Here is a 21,705-nt window from a genome sequence, read left to right on the forward strand (position 1 = left end):
TTTATGCTGAGATTCCGTAACACAGTCTGGCTGGCTATATTGTCACTCGCAGCCCTGTATTGCCCCTATTCTACCGCAGAGAAGGTAAGCTATGACGAGCTAAACAACGGTGACATCATTACTGTTACCTTAGATCAGCTACTTCCCACTCAGGCCGTTCTCAGCTATGACAGAGAGTATGCCCGGCTCAGTCGCTACAAAGACAACCTAAAACACATGTATAACGATCTCTGTCAGATCAATGGCGCCAAAGGAGTCAAGAAGTGGGGAGATGAGTCACAGCCTACCGATCCATCCAGCTATACCTGCTCTGACAAAACCGGCACACATACTGGTGCACTCAATACGGTTGTTGTTGGTCCCAAGAAAGGCAGCCTCTATCTCACGCAGGGCCATCATCTTTTTTCTACATTCTGGGATATGCCAAATGGTGGTACCAGTGTTCCGGTAACGGTAAAGGTTGCGCATAATCTATTTGGTTCTGGTGAAGATTTCTGGCCTGAAATGAGTAATGACCAAGAGGTATGGCTGTACGATTCAAAAGGCGAAAAAATTAAAGCCAGTGATTTACCGGAGTATATTGGTCAGAAACAGCTAAAACATGATAAATATCTTTCACTCGTCCATTTCCTAAATGGGATCAGCTATTCGCCCCCAGTGAAAAAGAGCAAGGATAATAAAGCCAATTCGGATTCGATCATTCCTTTTCTGGAGCTACATTGGGCACTTGAAGTTCGCAAACATATGAAAGTCTCGGACTACAACCTAAACGAGCCTGATGAGTATGCTGCAGCTCTCGCAGAAGCGGCGACCGTCATGGTTGATCTGCCTGACGATGCAGTTATCGGCCAATCAACACTAACCGCTAAGGAAATGGGAAAATTTAGCCAAGTAGACAGCAAAGCATTAGCCGCACTTATCAATGATAAAACGTCCAGCTTCAATCATGCTCTGGCCTATCGACTGGCGAAAAAAGAAAAATCGACCCCAAAACGGTTACTTGAAGAAGAAGCGGCAGCAAAAGAAAAATCCCAGCCAAGTGAGGCAACCAATGATAGTGAGCAGCCCCAATCAGACTAAGCTACCAACTTCTGACTTTAAGCCATTCTGCAACGAGCAAAATCAATCAAGGGACTGCTCGTCGCATGCCTTATCCGGAACACACCGCTGAAGGTTGTCTTGCAACCAATGAATGAACCTTTGTTCAAGCTGATCATCGGATGTTTTTTCCTGACTGAGTAACATATAACTATGTCCAGATAGCAGAAACCCGAATGGTGCAATAAGGTTGCCCCGTTTTAGATCATCAGCAACAAGCGGGTATGAGCCAAGAGCCGCGCCAAGCCCATCTACAGCAGCCTGAAAACAAAAATAAAAATGGGCAAAAGACTGGCTTGAATTATCTAACAAACCCATTTTTCCAGCGCTTTGACACCAACTAGCCCAAGCTTGTGGTCTTGTTTCACTGTGAAGCAACCTCACCTTACTTAAGTCGCCTTTCACCTGTTGCCAGTAACCTGGGGCGAACACCGGCCCTACCCACTCATCGACAAGTTTTGTACGTTTATAATCATGCAACAGCTCAAAGTCATCACGACGAATTGCCAACGACAAAGCGTTCACACCCAATGTAACAGGTCCGCCTGCCGTTGATAGCCTGACATCCGCATTGGGCACTTGGGAATAAAAGTCGCTTAGCCGTGGCATTAACCAGCGCATGGTTAATGTTGGTTCGCAAGAGACTTCAAGACACTTGTTCCTCACAAGAGTTAACTTATCGATCCCCTCATCAAGAGCGTCAAAGGCCTGTGCCGTGTATTTTTTTAACACCTCTCCCTCTTGCGTCAGGTATACATGCCTCCCTTTCTTGTAGAACAAAGGTTGAGAGAGGTAACTTTCCAGTACTTTTATTTGTTTGCTGACAGCTCCGTGCGTAATACACAGCTTGTCAGCGGCTTCACTATAACTTGATGAAGACGCGGCAACATGGAAAACGTGGAATGCTTTCAAGTGTCTCATATGTGAAAATTTCTCACAGTTCGATTGAAATTGTTTCGATTATAGTGGTCTCAATAGCTCGTTACAATCAGTCGCAGTCAATCAGCAAACATCTATTTGGAGTAATAATGGAAGTGTTGGGCCTTGCGTTCTTAGGGTTACTTATCGTTATCAGCCCTGGTGCTGACTTTGTTTTAGTGCTAAAAAACAGTGTAAATTTAGGAAGAACGGCAGGCATCTATACCGCCATAGGCATAAGTATTGCTATCTGTATCCACATCAGCTACTCAATGCTTGGCATTAGTTACTTAATCTCACAGAACGAATTTTTGTTCTCACTGGTTCGGTATACCGGCTCGGCGTATTTAATTTATTTGGGTGTAAAAGGCATCATTACAGCCGGAAGCGGTTTTGATATAAATGAAACAGCCAAAAGTGAAGCCGGACCGGCTCATTATTTGATACAAGGCTTTTTATGTAATGTTCTGAACCCTAAGACAATGCTGTTTTTCCTCAGTATATTCAGCCAAGTTATAAGTCCCGACTCTGATAATCAGCTATCAGTACTACTTTACGGTCTTTATATGATAATACTCCACGCAGTATGGTTTAGCCTCATTGCGATTTTATTGACCTCAAAAGTTTTTCAAACTCGACTAATGAACATGAAAAAAAGGCTAAATCAAGCATGCGGAGCCGGGTTAATTTCATTTGGTGCAATCTTAGCCATAAAATCGTAATTATACCCAAGTAACTGGTATAGCCACATCTGTTGGCTATACCATCGACTGATTTCTATTCTGGATGGCTACCATACCACTGGTCAAGTAGCTCTTTACCAAAAATGACTTCAGTTTGCATATGAAAATAAAGCAAAGCCAACATTGAAACTGCAAAAAATATATTTAGCCATCGAGTATATTTGGTTCTTAGATCTTTACTAAAAATGGCAATATTTAAAACAACTAGTACGAATGGGTACGATAGCAACAGTAAGATAAAAATACCGAGATAATTTGATATTGCCATTTCAGTCATAACTTTCTCCATTTAGTCTCATTTCATCTTACTTGCCAAATATAATTAGCTATCTAAAGTTTGATTCAAGATTTAAATGCCATATATAACAAGTTCCAGCTTTCACCATTAAATGTGCGTAATCCAGTTTCTTTTGCCGTCACTTTAAACCCGAGAGACTCATAGCAAGAGATTGCTCTTTCATTGTGCTCAAAAACAGCTAGCGTTACCGTCGTTGCTTTTAACGTATCAAGCGCATAATCAAGTGCCAGAGCCACGAGTTTCTTGCCATAACCCTTACCACGATCTGATTCACTGGCGATCAAAACCCGACATAAGCGATACACTGACTCTGACTCACGATGAAGTTCGATATAACCGATAGCCATATCATTATCTAGTAAGACAAAAGGGTTAACTTCAGGTTTACTAACATGATCGCGTATCTGTTCAATCGTCAACGGAAAGGTATAGACAGGCCCACCCCATAAATAGTTGAACGCCTCATTGGGTACCCATGATATAAGTTTTTCATAATCATCTTCGGAGAACTGAGCTAAATACATACATTACCTTTTCATCTGTTTTGGCAGTGACTGCTATTAAGGCCTGATTCACAACTACACTACAATGAGAAAACAAACAATACCATATGAGGCATTTATAAAAATAAAAAAAGCAACCTAAAGTAACCTATCAAGGTATTCTTCGGCACAGTTATCGTTTCAGCCAACTTGAATAGTATCCTTTTCAAAGCAATATTCACATAAGTCGATTTACCCTTGGCGAGGTGCAAACATTATTATTGTCATACCAAGCAACGCCACTGATGCACCAATAATATCCCACACCGTAGGACGGATCCCGTCAACTACCCACAGCCACAAAATTGCCACGAATATATAAACGCCGCCATAAGCTGCATACACTCGACCCGATGCGGTTGGATGAAGCGACAACAACCATGCAAATAGAGCCAAACTGATGGCTGCCGGTAATAAAAGCCATGCCGTCTTTCCTTCCCGCAGCCATAGGTAAGGTAAGTAACAACCAACAACCTCAGTTATCGCTGTAAGTAGAAATAGTCCAACTGTTTTAATTTCAGGCAATAGATTTCCCTCAGTTTCACCGAAAATATGCACCATTAGTGACACATCAGAGCTTTTTGCCTTTTACGGAATAAACAAGAGGTATTGCATTACCTTTGTGAAGAAGCTGATAACCTCCGCTTTCTCCTGCTACAAACCCTTCCAAGTAATATGGGCTGTATGGATATTCATTAAAGCTCTCAATACTGATTCCTGACTTAACTAAGGCATTGATCACATCACTGATCGGATGCATCCAAGTGACCATTTTAACTTTATCACCTGTGCAGTTTTCCGTATATGTTCCATCCTCTTCAACCAAAGGCTCATCGCTTGCAAAATATGCAGCTCCCAATAGCAATTCATCGAAAGGATGAAATTCAATTAAATGTATTTTCCCACTGGGTTTCAAAGCCTTTGAGACCGTTTCTGCCCATAGATTAAGATCTGGCAGCCAACACAGCGCACCATAAGAAACAAAGACGATATCAAATTTCTCTGGGCATACTTCATTGAACTGGTATACATCCGAGCAAATAAAACTTGCTTCAAGGTTGGCTTGTTTTGCTAACAATTTTGCTTGAGAGATCGCTTCCGACGACAAGTCGACTCCGGTAACTTTAGCCCCCAACCTTGCCCAAGACAGTGTATCTAACCCGAAGTGACACTGCAGGTGCAACAGGCTTTTCCCCTCAACCGGCCCAACTTCCTCTAATTCGATATTTTTGAGTGACGTCTTCCCTTGGAGAAAGCCATTTACATCGTAATACGATGACTTTACATGAACCGTTGTTCTCTTATCCCAAGCTTCTTTATTTATTGCCAAGTAATCCATTAGCCGACAACTCCAATACTGGTCACATTCAGAAGGCGATAAACTAGCAGAACGGGAACCAGGTTATAAATATAAATGACGTTTTATCGCACTTGTCATAAATATTTTCGATACATTCCACAACAAGCAACTAATATCAAGCCACATTAAGACTTATAGGCGCACGTTCTCAAGTAAGCTCTTTTGTCATAAAGTGCAGCTGTCCATCGGCTGGATACTCATCAAGCGTCATTTTACATTGGTAACCATTTTTTTCATAAAATGGCTTTGCCTGAAAACTCATCGTATCAACTAGGGAGAATCTACACCCTGACTCTTTCGCGTGATTTTCTAACGTTGCCAGTAACTGTGTACCCATTCCCTGCTTGTGGCAAGTTTCATCTACCCATAGGTATTTAATCAACAACCAACTGCCCCACGTACGACCGATAATCCCTCCTAGTTTGGCTCCATCATTACTATGAGTAAAACACGCAATGTGGCTCTCTTTAATATCACCAATGTATGGAATGTTATGCCGTTTTAACCCCTGATAAATTTCATCGATATCTTCACTGCTTGGGTTTTCGCTAATAATATATTCCATTTAATTCCTTATCATTCTATTTGTTTGTATTTCTGATAGTTCAGTGCATCCTCAGTTTCGCAACATGTCATCAAACTAGAGTTTCCACTCATAGCGAGTATTATTACAGACTTGGCGAAAACCTATATCTTTATACATCTTGAACCCTTCACCGGACGCCTGAAGTATCGCAAACTTATAGCCTGCTATATACGCATCTCTTAATACGATATTCATCAAGCAGCGGCCGATACCTCTCTCCCTAAAGGCAGGTAACGTTGATACCCAATAAATCCCGACTACATCATGTTCAAAGTAACAGCAGGCAGTTGCGACTGGCTCATCATCATATAGCCCCAGATATAGTCTTACTGGATCTCTAAAACCTCCATCCATGAGTACTTTTCTATAGGTTGACCTCAATCCCTGGTTCAACTCAAAGCCATCAAAAAGAGCTGCTATCCACTGCTCTAAACGTTCATCACTATCTACCCGCTTAACCAAAAGCTTATCAACGGAGGGGTTGGAAAATGTACAGCTAGAGAGTTCAATAGCCATTCCAGGGCTTACAGAACCAACAGTTAGACCCTGAGATTCCAGTATATCTCCGATGTTGCTTGGGCTTGAGGATGACCAAACTTTCCAGCAAAATTGCTCCTTACCAGAAGCTAACTTTTTAAGAAACTGGCTAATCGCTGGTGACGAGTTGTGCAATTCAACATTGGTTTCCAGCACACCGTTGAAAACTGGACTACGGTCAGCACTTTCAATCCAGATAAATTGTTCATTCCTGTTCAGGATAATCTCATCTGACTGAGCCAAGAACAAATCATATGACAGCTGATTTTTATCGACTAAACACCCCAAGTCCAGACGATCAAGACCATTATGAATCCCCATACCTACCCCAAAATTACAGAAACCTGTTCATTTAGCTTTGATTGAAGCAACACATCAAATGCTGAAACTGCCATGAAAGTACACAAACTTTGATACACGTCTACTTTGACAAATATCTCCAAGATATACAATCAGTTACTTATGAGGATTTATCGCTAGGAATGTTCGCATCGCACATAAGGACAATCATGGAAGAACTACAAGGTGGTCGTGAAGGGTTGATTCATCGGCATAAGGGTAAAGTATACCGACCTAGTGGCTTATGGTCTCAATCAGTACATCAGTTACTCGCTCACCTGAGAAAAGAACAGTTCTTTTCTGCACCAGAACCATTCGGTTTTGATACAAAAGGCTATGAGGTTTTGTCCTACGTATCTGGTGATGTTTACGACTACCCGTTAAGGGGGGCCATAGCGAGTATGGAAGCATTATGCTCAGCAGCAGAACTCCTACGTAAGTACCATGACGCAACCGTACCTTTTGCTCAAAGTGAACAATGTGAAAACTTGGATTGGATGTTGCCAGCAAGAAAGCCTTATGACGTTATTTGTCACGGTGACTATGCCCCCTATAACGTGGCACTAAATGGAAATCAAGTAGTCGGGATCTTTGACTTTGATACCGCGCACCCAGCACCGCGAATTTGGGATATAGCGTATGCGGTTTATTGCTGGGCACCATTTAAAACCAGTCCTAATGATGCTTTGGGTAGCTTACCTCAGCAGATTTCGCGCGCTAAACAGTTCTGTGACTCTTATTGTTTGCCCCAACAAGAGCGAAGCCAGCTTGTTGATATCATGATATTACGTGTTCAAACCTTGGTTGATTTTATGCGTAGCGAGGCTGAAAAAGGCAATCAAGCATTTATCAACAATATCAAAGATGAGCATCATCTTGCGTATCTAAATGACATTGATTACTTAAAACGTAATAAACATAAAATTTTAAGCAACCTGTAGTAAACAGCTATCAATGAACAAAACGAGCGACTAACCAAACAAGAAAGCATCTATGACATCAGTACCACAAAATAAAAATGAGTTAATCAATGCAATCACTTTAGCCTATAGTAAGCTGATTGAGGACTACCATTCTATTCCAGTTGAACTGTCTAGAACACATGGGATTGAGGGTAACGTCAAGGACACAACAATTAGCGTTTGCGATACACTTGCCTACTTAATTGGCTGGGGAAAGCTAGTCCTTAAATGGCATTCTTCAAAGTCTCAAGGTAAGCATGTCGACTTCCCGGAAACCGGCTACAAGTGGAATCAGCTTGGGCTACTGGCCCAAAGCTTCCAACATGACTACAAAGATTGGGATTATCAAAGTTTACAAAGAGAGTTCGCAAGGGTGACTCAGGAAATTCTGGTGTTAGTTAAAAGCATTGATGAGCAGGCACTTTACGGCGTTCCATGGTATGACAAATGGACACTTGGCCGTATGATTCAATTCAACACGTCATCACCAATGAAAAACGTACGTACTAAGGTCAGACGATTTAAAAAAACACAGGGAATCAAGTAGAGCCCACTTACAGGCACTCAGGCGAGTACATGAAAAAGTATATCTTTATCTTATTCAGCCTGCTGGTAATAACAGTTAGCTCATATATATCATTTGGCCTACATCGAAATTACTTGCTTGCCACAAATATTGCAAATGGTAGTTATAGTAAAGGAAAGGGAGGAAAAAGGTGACAACGGCTGTTATCACCCTTTCAAATCACTGCTTCTTATGATTCTTAGCCACAAAAGAATCAAGCTTGTTCGCGAAGTTTTGTCGGTCGGATTGGCTCAGCGGCGCAGGTCCACCTGTTTGAATTCCACTGCTTCGCATGGTTTCCATAAAATCGCGCATCTGCAGGCGTTGCTTGATAGTATCCTTGGTATACATCTCGCCACGGGGATTGAGGGCATGGGCACCTTTGGTGATGAGCTCATCGGCAAGCGGAATATCAGCCGTGATCACCAAGTCACCAGCTTCGACTTGCTGAACAATGTAATTATCGGCGACATCAAAGCCAGACTCTACCTGAATCGATTTAATATGCGGTGAAGGTGGAACTCTCACGTGGTGGTTTGCCACTAAGGTAACAGCAACCCCGACACGATTGGCAACACGGAACAAAATCTCCTTGATGACATTAGGACACGCGTCCGCATCAACCCAAATCTTCATCTCTAATCCTTTCTATAAAACAACAGTACCACTTTACTGTGTGCAGTCTAAAAAACAAACATAAGAAAGCCGCCAATTTGGCGGCTTTCTTCTATCAAGCTAAATCATTCATTGGCTTCATTAACTCACCAACGTAATTTTAATTAGCCCACAAGGCCTTGCTTGCGCAGGTACTCTTCGTAAGTACCGTGGAAATCTTCAACACCATCTTTGGTGATTTCGATGATGCGCGTTGCAATCGAAGATACAAACTGGCGGTCATGAGAAACAAACATCAAAGTACCTTTGAAGTTTTCAAGCGCCAAGTTTAGCGATTCGATAGATTCCATATCCATGTGGTTAGTTGGCTCATCCATCAACAGGATGTTTGGTTTTTGCATGATCAGCTTACCAAACAGCATTCGGCCTTGCTCACCACCGGAAATAACTTTTACAGATTTCTTGATATCGTTCTGTGAGAACAGCATGCGTCCAAGAATGCCACGAACCGTCTGCTCGTCGTCGCCTTCTTTCTTCCACTGGCCCATCCAGTCCAGCAGTGTCATGTCTTCTTCGAAATCAGCACTGTGATCCTGCGCGTAGAAGCCAATGTTGTTGTTCTCTGACCACTTGATCATACCTTCCATTGGTTCCATCTGGCCTGCCAACGTATTTAGGAAGGTTGATTTACCGATACCGTTTTCACCGATGATCGCAATACGCTCACCCACTTCAACCAACAGCTTCACGCCATTGATAAGGATGTTTTCGCCGTAACCCTGTTTTAGGTTTTCGACCTCAAGCGCGTTACGGAACAGTTCTTTCTCTTGTTCAAAGCGGATAAATGGCGACTGGCGGCTCGATGCTTTCACTTCGTCAAGCTGGATTTTATCAAGCTGCTTCTGACGTGACGTCGCCTGCTTTGCTTTTGAAGCATTTGCAGAGAAACGGCTAACGAAAGTTTGAAGCTCTGCCATTTGCGCTTTTTTCTTGGCGTTGTCAGCAAGTAGACGTTCACGCGAAGCTTCAGCGGCTGTCATGTATTCATCGTAGTTGCCAGGGAACAGACGAAGCTCACCGTAATCCAAATCAGCCATATGAGTACATACGCTGTTTAGGAAGTGACGGTCGTGCGAAATGATAATCATAGTGCAGTTACGCTCAAGCAATACCTGCTCAAGCCAGCTGATAGTGTGAATATCCAAGTTGTTCGTCGGTTCGTCAAGCAGCATAATGTCTGGGTCTGCAAACAGAACCTGAGCCAGCAGAACACGAACTTTAAGGCCAGGTGCAACTGCGCTCATCAATCCAAAGTGCTGCTCTTCCGAGATACCCAAGCCAAGTAGCAATTCACCGGCACGCGCTTCCGCAGAGTAGCCGTCCATCTCAGCGAACTCAGTTTCCAGATCGGCAACACGCATACCATCTTCTTCAGACATTTCAGGTAGCGAGTAAATACGGTCACGCTCTTCTTTAATCTTCCACAGTTCTTTGTGACCCATGATAACGGTATCAACCACTGTGTACTCTTCGAACGCGAACTGGTCCTGGCCCAGTTTTGCCATACGCTCGTTCGGATCTGTTGAAACAGTACCTGCCGACTGCTCAAGTTCGCCACCCAGAATTTTCATGAATGTCGACTTACCACAGCCATTCGCGCCGATAAGACCGTAACGGTTACCTTCACCGAATTTAACCGAGATGTTTTCAAACAATGGCTTATCGCCAAACTGCATTGTGATATTAGCGGTAGAAATCAATGTACTGTTCCAATAATGATTTATGTATCAAGCATTAAAAAAGCCGCCGGGTTCAGGCGACTTTAGCAACGAAATTGGCGGCAAGGATAACAGAATTCGTGAACTATATCACTATGATTCCCTACTTTCTGGCCTTTGATACGTACCACTATCAACACACAGATATGCACGCAAATACATAACCACATAGGCGCATGTGTTATAAATGCGACATGCAAACAATAGATTGATACTCACTTGAGAAAAGAGTGATTATTTTCATACTTTATCCAAACGGCAAAAAAACACTAAAGCTATTCAAGAATGCTTAAATAAGGGATATAAGTCATGGACAGAGTGTCACCCATCTTTCTTATTGGCTCGCAAAAGTCAGGAACGACTTCATTAGCCAAACAACTTGGCAATAACCCCAAAATATGCCTTTCCAGCCCTAAAGAGCCGGACTACTACACCGGCAACTATCACCGTGGTGTCGACTGGTACAACGACTGCTTTGATAAGCAACAGAAGATCCCTCTCGATGCCTCGACCAGCTATACCATGTGCCCGCTTAGTAATTTATCCTTAGCAATTTTGCCGAATCGCGACAAACTACTTGATGTCCCGAAGCGTATAAAACAGGATCATCCTAATGCTAAGTTCATCTATATTGTTAGAGAACCTGCCATGAGGATCTATTCTCACTACTGGCATGACGTTAAGTATGGCAGGGAGAAGCGCCCATTTGATAAAGCTATCAAGGAAGATTCTTTTTACCTTGAGCTCAGCCGTTACCATGAGCAGGTAAGCAAGTACCTTGAACACTTTGACAAGCGCAATTTTCTAATCATAAAATTTGAGGACTATGTGCAGGATCAGCTGAAAACTATCAATCAATGCGAAGATTTTCTTGGCATTCCCCGCAGCCCTGCACTAGAACAGCAACAAGCCAATAAAGGTCAGCAATATAATTCTATCGGCCTCTTTCTACTCAACAACCGGTGGACAAAAAATATTGATAAGCTTATTCCTAACTCATTTCGACAGTTAATTAAGAAAGCGATATCTAAAGAGATCCCCCGGATATCAGAGGATCAACGAAATCTATTGAACATAGCTTTTGAATTAGACCAAAGAAAGCTAAAAGAAGACTTTGGTGTTTCGTACCTGTAATACTCAAAGCCATTATAACCAAGCAACGTCAGGGAAAATAAGTTAATGAGCCGCTGCCTCTATCCACTTGGATAAAATTTTTGCTTGCTTAAAAGCATCAAAATTACGTTCAACATTACGACGTGCCTCCTGCCCCATTTGCTCCCGCTTTTCAGCCGGTAAACGCACGAACCGCTCAATGGCCTGGGCCAAAGCTGTTGCATCTTTCTCATTTACCATCAGGCCCGTGCCGGGAGCGACAATCTCTTTACACCCCATAATGTTGGTCGTTATCACAGGTACTCCCACTGCCATTGCTTCTTTTAATACTAAAGGCCCGGTATCTACCAGACCGGATTGTGCGACACAAAAAGGCGCCACTAAACAGTCATATTGGGGGAGGTTTTCCTTTACCCAATACGGCTCTTTCGGGCCAAGAAAATTGACATGTTTCGCAATACCTAAAGCTAAGGCTTGCTGCTTAAGCTCCTCGGACAGTTCGCCGTCTCCAACAATATCAAGAGTAACCGGATACGTTTCACATAAGCCTTGCATACTTTGAAGCAAATAAGTCACACCTTTAGGTTCGACAAGCCTCCCCAAGAAGACCAGTCGAATTTTGTTATGCTTTAGCTTCGACTGGGGCTTGAATAACGAAGTTTTCACTCCACAGTGCAGGAGTTTAATATTGTTATTGCCCAGCTTTAAAAAGTCTTCCTTCATGTCGTTGCACACTGCCACGGCAAAATCGCTTCTTTTGAGCTTTAGGGGGATATCAAAAGCATGCTCATAAATATCATGGCCATGGCTAACAAACGAACAGGAAATACCCAGTAATTTAGCCGCTGCAATGCTGTGAGAAGTCGTATGTTGAGCAAAGTGAGCGTGGACATGCTCGACATTTAGCTTCGCCATTTGAGATGCCAGTTTGACGCTGTAAGCAAATAGAGATCGCTTCGGCATCGATTGTTGTTCCATCACAAACTTAATACAGTTGTAAAGGTTACTTGGGCTGATTCTCGCCAAGAAGTTAAAGCTAAAGCTCTCTCCAATCTCATAGATTGGATAACTAAACTTCTGAGCTGAAAGATGTTTCTCAAAGGTCATCACACAAACATCGTGACCGCAGGATTCAATGGAATCAATTTCAGTTCGGATAAATGTTTCACTCAACACAGGAAATGTAGGTGCAACGAAGGCTACTTTTTTCATTATTACGCTCTCTATAGCAGATGTTTACACTATGAAAAGCAATAACTGTTCCTATCTTCTTCAACGTTATATGGCCGTTTATTCTCGCATTCTGCAATGCAGATAAGAAAATACTGGCAATAAGCAACATATCATCTGGCACACCATCTATTGCACTTCACCCACTCACACCTCTCTTCAGCACAGTATAAACACCACTTCCCTCTTTCAATATAACCCTTAAAATTCAATAATATAGAATTCAGCCATTCAAAAACTGATGCTATACGCACGATTTAGGTATGAATTCTGCTTCACCCTTTAAAACTAAAGGGAGCCAGCCATGGATAAAGTATCTGTAGTCATACCAACATATAATTGCCTACCTTATCTGCCTAAGGCGATTGAGAGCATTCTCGCCCAGGATTATAAAAATATCGAAATCCTTGTTGTTAACGATAACAGCAGCGATGGCACTGACAAGTATCTGGCTACCCTAAGCAAAACACGTAACAATATTATCGTCATAAACACAGACGGGGTCGGTGCCGCATCAGCCAGAAATATCGCCATCAAACAATCATCAGGACACTACGTGGCTTTTCTGGATGCCGATGACTATTGGTACAGTGGAAAAGTCTCCGAACAAGTCAGAGTTCATCAAGAAAACAAACACCTTGGAATGACTTTCACCAACTACGATCACCTCAACGAAAACAATGAATTAATTATCGACTGTCTGGCGTACTGGAATAAGTACAATAGTGACCAGCACACTGTTCACTTCTTTGACAACCCGCTCAATGATATTTTTGCCAACAACATTATCGGTACATCAACTGTCATGATTAACAAAGCTGTCTTTCAAAAGCTCGGCTTTTTCAATGAAGAGATGAGTTATTGCGAGGACTGGCATTTCTGGCTAAAGGTGTGCGAGCATTTTGATGTTGCACTATTGAAGCACTCTTACACCGGGTATCTCATGAGAGCAGGCTCAATAACCCAAACAGATTCTAAGCGATGGAATAATTTGCTTTCTGTCTCTGAGGTTATTTCACATTATCAGGATCGTAATACATCAATCAGTAAGAAGTCGTTATCACAAGCTCGGGCAAGGCTACAAGAAGGCTATGCTGACTATTTCAGAACCAAAGGTGATATATATACCGCCCTGCTGCACGACTTCCACTCTTTGCTGATTGATCCCCAAACCAGACGTGTAAAACATACGCTCGGCGACATGAAGAAATGTCTTATGCCATCTCAAAAGCACAAGCAATCAGTACCGATCAAGTAGTTGCCACCATTTCAATTTGGCGACATCGCCAGCGTAGAAATGGATTGGGAATTGATATAGCTAAATAGGGTTTATGATGAGTGCATTAAAACAGTCTGCCTATTATGGCGTCGGAATAATAATGATGAAGGGAGTGTCATTGTTCATGATGCCATATGTGACTTCCCGACTGACGCCGTATGAGTATGGTTCGCTAGAGTCACTCATATTGTTGACAGATATCGGCACCATCATTATCGGCTTTGGCATTATTGAATCTCTGTATCGTTATGTCGGCCCGAGCGACGGTCGAAAGCGCAGTGAACTGATTTCCAACTGCTTTCTGCTTAGCCTGCTCGTTGCTATAGCCGCTAGCTTTCTTATTTGGTTGATGTTGCCTTTGCTGCTGGCAAACTTGCCCCATGAATTTGCGCCCTACCAAATCGTACTCATTACCGTTCCGACCCTGCTGGAGGGATTAATTGCGATTCCGCTGACGTTAATGCGTATGGAAGCACTAGCCAAAAAATTCTGTCTCTACAACGTCGTCAAGGCCATTTTTCAGGCCCTGCTTATTATCATTTTACTGGAAGCTGGTTATGGCATTGATGCCTTACTGATAGCCGGAGCCTGCTCAAGCGTAATGCTACTTTTCTTCCTACTCAAATTCCAATGGACACAAATGGCAGGTAGTGTCAATTTGGGCTATTCCCTGCCGCTCCTAAAGTACAGTGTTCCGTTCGTTATCAGCAATATTGGGTTATTTGCCATTACCGGGTTAGACCGCTGGGTGCTCGCGGACAAAGTCGGTGTTGATACGCTTGCTGTCTACGCGATAGCCGCTAAATTTGCCATGATATGCGCATTATTGATGCAGCCCTTCGCGCTATGGTGGTACCCCAACCGAATCAAAATATTACAGCAAGAACAAGGGCGTGAGCTGTGCGCCAGGAATGCGATCCTTGGCACCAACCTGGGAATTTTCTTTGCCGTCTCTCTGATACTGACTGTACCCAGTTTCATCTGCCTCTTCTTACCCGAAGACTACCACCTCGCTGCCAAAGTTGTTGTTGGGCTCATTCTGGTGAGTGCATTGAAAAACGCCAGTGACTTATTAAATCTTGGCTGCTTCAGCGGTGATTCCAGCCAATGCCAGATGTGGATTCAGTGGTTATGTTCTGCCTTGGCAGTTACAGGTTATTGGTTGCTCATCCCGCAATACAACATATGGGCAGCCGTGTTTGTTCTGGCAGGTGTCTATACCGTTCGTTTGGCGCTGTTTTATTACTTTAGCCAAACGAAGCTTACACTGCCCTACCGCCATTCCGACTGGCTGGCCTGTGTACTGATCGGGGCTGCGTTATACGGCATCAGCCAAGTGATATACCCTGCCCTCAACCTCTGGGCACAGCTGATTGTTGGCGGGCTCTTAAGCCTTTCTATGCTGGTACTGCTTATCAGCATAAAGGTTTTCCCCAGCATAACGCCTTCTCGCTTAAATTTAACTGCCAGCTAAATCGCAGATATAAAAAAAGCGCTGATTAACAGCGCTTTTTAACAATAGAAATTATCGACTTATCGATTATTCCCAATCAAGGATAACCTTGCCGGAACGCCCGCTACGCATGGCGTCGAAGCCTTTTTGGAAGTCATCAATCTTGAAGTGGTGAGTGATGATTGGGTTCAGATCCAGGCCAGATTGGATCAGGCTTGCCATCTTGTACCAAGTTTCGAACATTTCACGTCCGTAGATACCTTTGATGACCAAGCCCTTGAAGATAACCTGATTCCAGTCGATACCCATGTCTGATGGTGGAATACCCAGCAGTGCAATCTTACCGCCGTGGTTCATACCAGTTAGCATGCTATTGAACGCCGATGGGTTACCAGACATTTCAAGACCGACATCAAAGCCTTCTGTCATGCCAAGCTCAGCCATCACATCTTCAAGCTTCTCGTTAGCCACGTTCACTGCACGGGTAACACCCATTTCACGAGCCAGATCCAAACGGTAGTCGTTAACATCAGTGATAACAACATGGCGAGCACCTACGTGCTTGGCAACAGCTGCTGCCATGATACCAATCGGGCCTGCACCGGTGATCAGTACATCTTCACCAACTAGGTCAAATGAAAGTGCAGTGTGTACCGCATTACCAAACGGGTCGAAAATTGAAGCAAGATCATCGGAGATTTCATCAGGGATCTTGAATGCGTTGAATGCAGGGATCACCAGATACTCGGCAAACGCACCTTCACGGTTTACGCCAACACCTGTAGTGTTACGGCAAAGGTGGGTACGGCCGCCACGACAGTTACGGCAGTGGCCACAAGTGATATGACCTTCACCCGAAACACGGTCGCCGATTTCGAAGCCACGCACTTCCTGGCCGATACCAACAACTTCACCTACGTACTCATGGCCAACAACCATAGGAACAGGAATTGTTTTCTGTGACCATTCATCCCAGTTGTAGATATGAACGTCAGTACCGCAAATAGCTGTTTTCTTGATGCGGATTAGCAGATCATTGTGACCAAGCTCAGGCTTGTCCACTTCAGTCATCCAGATGCCTTCTTCAGGCTTTAGTTTAGAAAGAGCTTTAATTTTCATGACCTTTATCTCAACAAATAGTATTGCAGTGAAATATTCAGAAGCGGGCTACCACTATTTTTATTCGAGTACATTCTACCCGCCCCTGTTGTTGCATTAGCTCGCTATCGCGACAGATGGCAATTAGATAATACCCATATCTTTACCAACTTCGATGAAGGCATCGATAGCTTTATCTAGCTGTTCACGATTATGCGCAGCAGACATCTGAGTACGGATACGTGCCTGTCCCTTTGGTACAACTGGGAACGAGAAGCCAATAACGTAGATGCCTTTCGCCAGAGCTCGCTCAGCAAACTCAGCAGCCACTTTTGCATCACCTAGCATAATTGGAATAATTGCGTGATCTGCACCGCCCATGGTGAAGCCAGCCGCTTCCATACGAGCACGGAAGTGCGCGGCGTTGTCCCATAGCTGGTCACGTAGCGAACCACTTTCTTCCAATAGATCCAGAACTCGGATTGACGCAGAGACGATGGCTGGTGCGACTGAGTTAGAGAACAGATACGGACGAGAACGCTGACGTAGCCATTCGATCACTTCTTTCTTACCAGAAGTATAACCGCCTGAAGCACCGCCCATCGCTTTACCCAAGGTACCAGTGATGATGTCGATACGATCGATAACATCGTGGTATTCATGCGTACCGCGACCATTTGCGCCCATGAAGCCCACGGCGTGAGAGTCATCAACCATCACTAGCGCATCGTACTTATCAGCCAGGTCACAGATAGCAGGCAGGTTGGCAACAACACCGTCCATCGAGAACACACCGTCAGTAACTATCAGCTTGTGACGTACACCCGCTTCGTTTGCAGCGATTAGCTGTTCTTCCAGCTCTTGCATGTTGTTGTTTGCGTAGCGGAAACGCTTCGCTTTACACAGACGAACACCATCAATGATTGAAGCGTGGTTCAACGCATCAGAAATAATGGCATCTTCTGCACCAAGAATTGTTTCGAACAAACCCGCATTAGCATCGAAGCAAGAAGTATAAAGAATTGTATCTTCCATGCCCAGGAAGTTAGACAGCTTTTGCTCTAACTCTTTGTGAGAATCCTGCGTACCACAGATAAAGCGGACTGAGGCCATACCGAAACCGTGATGATCCATACCGGCTTTAGCGGCTTCAATCAGATCAGGATGGTTAGCAAGACCCAAATAGTTGTTTGCACAGAAGTTTAAAACTTCTTCGCCAGTTTGGATAGAAACAGCAGCTTTTTGCGCTGATGTGATAACACGTTCTGATTTGTATAAACCTTCAGCTTTTACTTGTTCGATTTGCTGTTTGATTTGGTCGTAGAATGCAGCTGACATGATGTTCCTCTCAATTATGACTGTAGCGAATGTATGTTTAAGCATGCATTCGCCAGACGATAATCCATATAATCAGGTTAGGAGATCTGACTGAAAAAATGTTCAATTAACAGGATGTTTGAACTCTATCCATTCTAATTCAAGCGCATTCAGACTATTATCCCCTGACCTGGAAAAGGACTGTTGAACTATGGACACAAATAAACTGATTGCCCTTATGCCGGAACTGGCTGTTTTTAAAATTGTTGTCGATGAAGGCAGCTTCACAGCCGCTGCAAAAAAATTAGGGGTCACCCCATCGGCACTGAGCAAACAGCTCTCGCGTCTCGAACACACGCTTTCAGCCAAACTTCTTGAGCGCACCACCCGAAAACTCGTGATCACCGAATCGGGCAAAGGGATCTATGATCAATGCTGCGCAATGCTTGACGCAACCAAACAAGTGGTCGAGTTCACAAGCTCGGAGCATGCAACGCCCTCTGGTGCGCTGACGGTGGCGGCCCCTAAAGCATTTTTAAGTATCGTGCTCCAGCCTTTAGTGACCCCCTTTCTCACCAAGTACCCCGATATCCAACTCAAGCTCAAAGCATCAGATGGTGATATAGATCTCGTTTCAGAAGGCATCGACGTGGTCTTCAGACTGACAGAGAAACCGACAGAAGGTTTGGTACTAAAGCAGATTGGCAAGGTGAGCTTGAGCCTTTGCGCCAGCCCAGACTACTTGGCTCGACGTGGTACCCCTACCGTACCAACCGATTTACTCCAGCACGATTGTATTTTTCTTGGTGAAACGGCCACGGATCATATCTGGGACTTTGTTAAAGGGGATGATTTCCACACCATACCCGTCACCGGCCGCTACGCCGTTAACCATTCGCAAATGCGCCTGAGAGGGGTGCTTGATGGATTGGGGATCGGCATTTTCCCAGACTTCGTAATCAAGAAACCGCTCGAAGAAGGAACGGTAACTGAAGTGCTTAGTGACTGGACAATCAAAGGAAATTACCAGGGCGATATTGCACTGCAATTTGCCCAAACCAAGTTTATGCCTGCTCGTCTTCGGGTATTTATTGACTACGTCTCGGAACATTTATACCAGTACACAGTACATTAGCCACATTGCCTTACCATAAGAGCTGACATAGCACATAATCATCCAAATGAGGTTCTCAAGCCATAGACTATACTGGTTTTAGTACTTATGGCTTTGATACTAGGCGGCAGACACGTGATTGATCCAATCTGACATAACTGCCGTTTATATTGATACAAGTCCAACCCACTCTCCTATGGTATAGCCGGGAGCAGGAGAGCTAACATGAAAGCTCTGATTAGTTGTTTATACTCAGCCGTTATTCTCTTTTCGACCAGTGTTGCCTCTTACCCTCTGGATTCGCTGCACTGGAATCACCGCAGTATTCTTTTCTTTGCTCCCGAGAAAGATCAGTACGTACAAGAATTCATGAAACAAACGCTAATGAACGGTTGCCTGCTGCAGGAAAGAGATATCGTAACTATCATTATTACCCGCGACGGTTTCAACCAGCCCGAAGACTTATTCAGCCCTGAAGATATCCGCTTTCTTCAGCAAAAATATAACATTACCCAAGATAGCCACACGGCCATTCTGATTGGCAAAGACGGCCTTGAAAAGCATCGCTGGGGGGAAGAAACCAACTGGCGACATATCACCGACCTGGTCGACAAAATGCCACTCCGTCAGCGAGAAATGACATACCGCCAAAGCCGCTGCGCCATTTAAATCTATACCGTCCACACATCGAGATACTGAGCAGACATAACTGCTCTACGCCTCTCGTCTACGCCGTCGCATTTTTTGACGAAGGCTGATTTTTTTTGGTGCTTGAAGCAGTATCTTGTTAGCCATTGACCTTCCAACTGGCCAGTTATAACAATGATGAAGACACCCTACTTATATCACGGTCAAGATACGGCTTGGGTAACTCCCTCTGAGCACAGCTTGAAACTGACCCTGGTCAGCGAGTCTGACCTACTTATCTCTGCTATATTCATTCGCTGCGAGCCAGACAACGAGGAAAAGCTTGTTGATATGGTACGCGGCAACGCCCATGGCCGGCTTCAATACTGGCATGGTGAAATCCCGCTAAACACAGATAGATCGCTAACCCACTACTGTTTTAAGGTAATGCAGAACAGTCGCCAGTGGTGGTTACACGGTAACGGGGTGTCGCCACGCGTTCCCGGCAAAGAGGCCCACTTCAAGTACAATAAAGACGATCAGCCGCCAGCCTGGGTTAAAGAACAGGTTTTCTATCAGATATTCCCCGACCGTTTTGCAAACGGTGATCCGAAAATCAGTGTCAAAACCGATGAATATTGCCTCAAAGGCAATGAGAGGCCAACTATTGCCAAAGAATGGGGAGAGCCCGTTTCGCCACACGGCAGCAATGGCCCGAACGAATTTTATGGCGGCGATCTCAAGGGCATTCACGATAAATTCGATTACTTCGAAGATCTAGGTATTACCGCCCTGTACCTTAACCCGATATTCTCAGCTCCCAGCAACCACAAATACGATACGACCGATTATCGAAACGTTGATCCACACCTGGGAACCAATGAGCAATTCGCCGAGATGGTCGCCGACCTGCATCAGCGCAATATGAAGATCATGCTTGATGCCGTGTACAACCACACCTCTGTCAATCATCCCTGGTTCGATATGTACCAAAAGAACCAGAATGAAGCCGGTGCGTATAACCATCCAGAGTCGAAGTACCGCCATTACTACCAGTTCAATGGAGAAAGCAACGATTATATTGGCTGGAATGGCATATCGAGCCTGCCAAAGCTTAACTTCTCAACCCCCGACGTGCAGGAATACATCTACTCGGGACAAGATGCCGTCATCAAGCACTGGCTTCGCCCACCGTACAATGTCGATGCATGGCGATTTGACGTTATTCACATGCTGGGTGAAGGCGCTGGTGCAACCAACAATGCCCACTATGTCAAAGCATTCCGTCAATCGGCCAAATCTGAAAACCCTGACTGTTATGTACTAGGCGAGCATTTCTTCGAGGCGAGCCAATGGCTCCAAGGCGATCAGGAAGATGGCGCGATGAACTACTACGGTTTCGCCCACCCAATCCGTGCTTTTTTTGCCCACAAAGACATTGCCTACCACAGTTGCCAAATTGATGCCGACGAACTGGTGGATTGGCTCAACGAGGCCCGTAGCAAAGTGCCTTGGCTCAATCAGCTTTCCCAGCTTAACCAATTGGATAGCCACGATACGATGCGCTTCCTGACCATGCTGGAAAACGATCAGGAAACCATGCAACTGGCATTGTTAATGTTATTTGCTTATGTGGGCACACCTTGTATTTACTACGGAACTGAAGTGGCACTGGAAGGCGGGCAGGATCCTGACAATCGCCGCTGTTTCCCGTGGGAGCGAACCGAAAAGCCTCATACGATGTTTAACTTCCTCAAACAGCTAATCGCTATTCGCAGAAATCATCACTCCCTCCAGGAAGGCAGCATCCAATGGCTCGTTGCCGAGCATAAACAGCTCGTATTTGCCAGAACGTTAGGTGAAGAAATCACTCTCTGCCTGATGAACAACAGTGAGCACGCCAAGACGATTGAAGTTCCCGTCTGGCAACTGGGTATTGAAAACGCTCAACTTAAGGATCTGCTTACCGGCGACGAATGGCAGTCCAAACAAGGCATACTCACACTAACTCTGGCAGGTAAAGAGGGCTTATTGCTAAGCCACGCCTAGCCTTCCGCACCAGCTAACCTACTACCCAGCTAATCTAACCTGGATTAGCCGGGTGGCGTTGACAGCCTACCCAATTAAGGTTTG

Annotated in this window: 22 protein-coding genes; 10 read left to right on the plus strand and 12 right to left on the minus strand. The window is 44.4% G+C overall.

The genetic code is table 11. The features are described 5' to 3' along the window. The first annotated feature begins 3 nt into the window (after positions 1–3). Positions 4–1,080 (plus strand): ParB/Srx family N-terminal domain-containing protein, encoded by a 1,077-nt coding sequence (locus tag EIZ48_RS19755; protein ID WP_160655170.1) that lies wholly within the window; start codon positions 4–6, stop codon positions 1,078–1,080. 42 nt (positions 1,081–1,122) lie between these two features. Here EIZ48_RS19755 and EIZ48_RS19760 read toward each other — a convergent pair whose 3' ends face one another. Beyond that, complete coding sequence (locus EIZ48_RS19760) at positions 1,123–2,019, minus strand: LysR substrate-binding domain-containing protein (protein WP_160655173.1); 897 nt, start codon at positions 2,017–2,019, stop codon at positions 1,123–1,125. 107 nt (positions 2,020–2,126) lie between these two features. Here EIZ48_RS19760 and EIZ48_RS19765 point away from each other — a divergent pair, with 107 nt between their 5' ends. Then, the gene (locus tag EIZ48_RS19765; protein WP_160655176.1) at positions 2,127–2,738 is read left to right on the plus strand and encodes a LysE family translocator; all 612 of its coding nucleotides are present in this window, start codon (positions 2,127–2,129) and stop codon (positions 2,736–2,738) included. 55 nt (positions 2,739–2,793) lie between these two features. Here EIZ48_RS19765 and EIZ48_RS19770 read toward each other — a convergent pair whose 3' ends face one another. The 6 genes from EIZ48_RS19770 to EIZ48_RS19795 form a co-directional block, all read right to left on the minus strand. Beyond that, on the minus strand, positions 2,794–3,036 hold the full coding sequence (locus EIZ48_RS19770) for a hypothetical protein (protein ID WP_160655179.1): 243 nt from the start codon (positions 3,034–3,036) through the stop codon (positions 2,794–2,796). A 65-nt stretch (positions 3,037–3,101) separates the two neighbouring features. Next, a complete protein-coding gene (locus EIZ48_RS19775) occupies positions 3,102–3,581 on the minus strand; it encodes a GNAT family N-acetyltransferase (RefSeq protein ID WP_160655182.1) in 480 nt (159 codons plus the stop codon). A gap of 210 nt (positions 3,582–3,791) precedes the next feature. Then, positions 3,792–4,124, minus strand: coding sequence for a YnfA family protein (locus EIZ48_RS19780; protein ID WP_160655185.1), 333 nt, complete (start codon positions 4,122–4,124; stop codon positions 3,792–3,794). 46 nt (positions 4,125–4,170) lie between these two features. Beyond that, positions 4,171–4,938, minus strand: coding sequence for a class I SAM-dependent methyltransferase (locus EIZ48_RS19785; RefSeq protein ID WP_160655188.1), 768 nt, complete (start codon positions 4,936–4,938; stop codon positions 4,171–4,173). 169 nt (positions 4,939–5,107) lie between these two features. After that, a complete protein-coding gene (locus tag EIZ48_RS19790; protein ID WP_160655191.1) occupies positions 5,108–5,524 on the minus strand; it encodes a GNAT family N-acetyltransferase in 417 nt (138 codons plus the stop codon). 75 nt (positions 5,525–5,599) lie between these two features. After that, the gene (locus tag EIZ48_RS19795; protein ID WP_160655194.1) at positions 5,600–6,403 is read right to left on the minus strand and encodes a GNAT family N-acetyltransferase; all 804 of its coding nucleotides are present in this window, start codon (positions 6,401–6,403) and stop codon (positions 5,600–5,602) included. 188 nt (positions 6,404–6,591) lie between these two features. Between EIZ48_RS19795 and EIZ48_RS19800 the strand changes: the two genes are divergently transcribed. Further along, complete coding sequence (locus tag EIZ48_RS19800) at positions 6,592–7,362, plus strand: phosphotransferase enzyme family protein (protein WP_160655196.1); 771 nt, start codon at positions 6,592–6,594, stop codon at positions 7,360–7,362. A gap of 52 nt (positions 7,363–7,414) precedes the next feature. After that, positions 7,415–7,930: a ClbS/DfsB family four-helix bundle protein gene (locus EIZ48_RS19805; RefSeq protein ID WP_160655199.1), complete on the plus strand. Its 516-nt coding sequence runs from the start codon at positions 7,415–7,417 to the stop codon at positions 7,928–7,930. Positions 7,931–8,128: 198 nt separating this feature from the next. Here the strand turns inward: EIZ48_RS19805 and EIZ48_RS19810 are convergent, their stop codons facing one another. Both EIZ48_RS19810 and EIZ48_RS19815 read right to left on the minus strand, forming a co-directional pair. Beyond that, the gene (locus EIZ48_RS19810) at positions 8,129–8,584 is read right to left on the minus strand and encodes a YaiI/YqxD family protein (RefSeq protein WP_160655202.1); all 456 of its coding nucleotides are present in this window, start codon (positions 8,582–8,584) and stop codon (positions 8,129–8,131) included. A gap of 143 nt (positions 8,585–8,727) precedes the next feature. Further along, positions 8,728–10,323 carry an ABC-F family ATPase gene (locus tag EIZ48_RS19815; protein WP_160655205.1) on the minus strand — a complete coding sequence of 532 codons (1,596 nt, stop codon included), beginning with the start codon at positions 10,321–10,323 and terminating at the stop codon, positions 8,728–8,730. Positions 10,324–10,650: 327 nt separating this feature from the next. Here EIZ48_RS19815 and EIZ48_RS19820 point away from each other — a divergent pair, with 327 nt between their 5' ends. Beyond that, on the plus strand, positions 10,651–11,475 hold the full coding sequence (locus EIZ48_RS19820; RefSeq protein ID WP_160655208.1) for a sulfotransferase domain-containing protein: 825 nt from the start codon (positions 10,651–10,653) through the stop codon (positions 11,473–11,475). A 42-nt stretch (positions 11,476–11,517) separates the two neighbouring features. On the opposite strand, the gene EIZ48_RS19825 is transcribed toward EIZ48_RS19820, so the two are convergent. Continuing rightward, positions 11,518–12,666: a glycosyltransferase gene (locus EIZ48_RS19825; protein ID WP_160655211.1), complete on the minus strand. Its 1,149-nt coding sequence runs from the start codon at positions 12,664–12,666 to the stop codon at positions 11,518–11,520. A gap of 322 nt (positions 12,667–12,988) precedes the next feature. On the opposite strand from EIZ48_RS19825, the gene EIZ48_RS19830 reads away from it, so the two are divergent. Together EIZ48_RS19830 and EIZ48_RS19835 are read left to right on the plus strand one after the other, a co-directional pair. After that, complete coding sequence (locus EIZ48_RS19830) at positions 12,989–13,942, plus strand: glycosyltransferase family 2 protein (RefSeq protein WP_160655214.1); 954 nt, start codon at positions 12,989–12,991, stop codon at positions 13,940–13,942. Positions 13,943–14,018: 76 nt separating this feature from the next. Continuing rightward, positions 14,019–15,437, plus strand: a complete 1,419-nt coding sequence (locus tag EIZ48_RS19835) for a lipopolysaccharide biosynthesis protein (protein ID WP_160655217.1) — start codon at positions 14,019–14,021, stop codon at positions 15,435–15,437. A gap of 66 nt (positions 15,438–15,503) precedes the next feature. Here EIZ48_RS19835 and tdh read toward each other — a convergent pair whose 3' ends face one another. Then, positions 15,504–16,535, minus strand: coding sequence for an L-threonine 3-dehydrogenase (tdh, locus tag EIZ48_RS19840; protein WP_160655220.1), 1,032 nt, complete (start codon positions 16,533–16,535; stop codon positions 15,504–15,506). A 123-nt stretch (positions 16,536–16,658) separates the two neighbouring features. Further along, positions 16,659–17,852, minus strand: a complete 1,194-nt coding sequence (locus EIZ48_RS19845) for a glycine C-acetyltransferase (RefSeq protein WP_160655223.1) — start codon at positions 17,850–17,852, stop codon at positions 16,659–16,661. A 190-nt stretch (positions 17,853–18,042) separates the two neighbouring features. Between EIZ48_RS19845 and EIZ48_RS19850 the strand changes: the two genes are divergently transcribed. The 3 genes from EIZ48_RS19850 (at position 18,043) to malZ (ending at position 21,621) form a co-directional block, all read left to right on the plus strand. Next, a complete protein-coding gene (locus EIZ48_RS19850) occupies positions 18,043–18,966 on the plus strand; it encodes a LysR family transcriptional regulator (RefSeq protein ID WP_160655228.1) in 924 nt (307 codons plus the stop codon). Between the two features lie 204 nt (positions 18,967–19,170). Beyond that, entirely contained in the window at positions 19,171–19,614 is a 444-nt protein-coding gene (locus tag EIZ48_RS19855; protein ID WP_160655231.1) for a DUF4174 domain-containing protein, read from the plus strand. A 156-nt stretch (positions 19,615–19,770) separates the two neighbouring features. Further along, the gene (gene malZ, locus EIZ48_RS19860; protein ID WP_160655368.1) at positions 19,771–21,621 is read left to right on the plus strand and encodes a maltodextrin glucosidase; all 1,851 of its coding nucleotides are present in this window, start codon (positions 19,771–19,773) and stop codon (positions 21,619–21,621) included. Positions 21,622–21,705: the final 84 nt, after the last annotated feature.

It is taken from the genome of Photobacterium alginatilyticum, assembly GCF_009910675.1.
Taxonomy (GTDB): Bacteria; Pseudomonadota; Gammaproteobacteria; order Enterobacterales; family Vibrionaceae; genus Photobacterium; species Photobacterium alginatilyticum.

What these genes read in the sequence shown, in the direction of transcription:
- EIZ48_RS19760 (WP_160655173.1), bottom strand. Translation starts at nt 2,019, where the DNA reads ATGAGACACTTGAAAGCATTCCACGTTTTCCATGTTGCCGCGTCTTCA.
- EIZ48_RS19790 (WP_160655191.1), bottom strand. Translation starts at nt 5,524, where the DNA reads ATGGAATATATTATTAGCGAAAACCCAAGCAGTGAAGATATCGATGAA.
- EIZ48_RS19765 (WP_160655176.1), top strand. Translation starts at nt 2,127, where the DNA reads ATGGAAGTGTTGGGCCTTGCGTTCTTAGGGTTACTTATCGTTATCAGC.
- EIZ48_RS19785 (WP_160655188.1), bottom strand. Translation starts at nt 4,938, where the DNA reads ATGGATTACTTGGCAATAAATAAAGAAGCTTGGGATAAGAGAACAACG.
- malZ (WP_160655368.1), top strand. Translation starts at nt 19,771, where the DNA reads ATGAAGACACCCTACTTATATCACGGTCAAGATACGGCTTGGGTAACT.
- tdh (WP_160655220.1), bottom strand. Translation starts at nt 16,535, where the DNA reads ATGAAAATTAAAGCTCTTTCTAAACTAAAGCCTGAAGAAGGCATCTGG.
- EIZ48_RS19800 (WP_160655196.1), top strand. Translation starts at nt 6,592, where the DNA reads ATGGAAGAACTACAAGGTGGTCGTGAAGGGTTGATTCATCGGCATAAG.
- EIZ48_RS19855 (WP_160655231.1), top strand. Translation starts at nt 19,171, where the DNA reads ATGAAAGCTCTGATTAGTTGTTTATACTCAGCCGTTATTCTCTTTTCG.
- EIZ48_RS19835 (WP_160655217.1), top strand. Translation starts at nt 14,019, where the DNA reads ATGAGTGCATTAAAACAGTCTGCCTATTATGGCGTCGGAATAATAATG.
- EIZ48_RS19770 (WP_160655179.1), bottom strand. Translation starts at nt 3,036, where the DNA reads ATGACTGAAATGGCAATATCAAATTATCTCGGTATTTTTATCTTACTG.
- EIZ48_RS19795 (WP_160655194.1), bottom strand. Translation starts at nt 6,403, where the DNA reads ATGGGGATTCATAATGGTCTTGATCGTCTGGACTTGGGGTGTTTAGTC.
- EIZ48_RS19810 (WP_160655202.1), bottom strand. Translation starts at nt 8,584, where the DNA reads ATGAAGATTTGGGTTGATGCGGACGCGTGTCCTAATGTCATCAAGGAG.
- EIZ48_RS19850 (WP_160655228.1), top strand. Translation starts at nt 18,043, where the DNA reads ATGGACACAAATAAACTGATTGCCCTTATGCCGGAACTGGCTGTTTTT.
- EIZ48_RS19845 (WP_160655223.1), bottom strand. Translation starts at nt 17,852, where the DNA reads ATGTCAGCTGCATTCTACGACCAAATCAAACAGCAAATCGAACAAGTA.
- EIZ48_RS19830 (WP_160655214.1), top strand. Translation starts at nt 12,989, where the DNA reads ATGGATAAAGTATCTGTAGTCATACCAACATATAATTGCCTACCTTAT.
- EIZ48_RS19825 (WP_160655211.1), bottom strand. Translation starts at nt 12,666, where the DNA reads ATGAAAAAAGTAGCCTTCGTTGCACCTACATTTCCTGTGTTGAGTGAA.
- EIZ48_RS19755 (WP_160655170.1), top strand. Translation starts at nt 4, where the DNA reads ATGCTGAGATTCCGTAACACAGTCTGGCTGGCTATATTGTCACTCGCA.
- EIZ48_RS19775 (WP_160655182.1), bottom strand. Translation starts at nt 3,581, where the DNA reads ATGTATTTAGCTCAGTTCTCCGAAGATGATTATGAAAAACTTATATCA.
- EIZ48_RS19805 (WP_160655199.1), top strand. Translation starts at nt 7,415, where the DNA reads ATGACATCAGTACCACAAAATAAAAATGAGTTAATCAATGCAATCACT.
- EIZ48_RS19820 (WP_160655208.1), top strand. Translation starts at nt 10,651, where the DNA reads ATGGACAGAGTGTCACCCATCTTTCTTATTGGCTCGCAAAAGTCAGGA.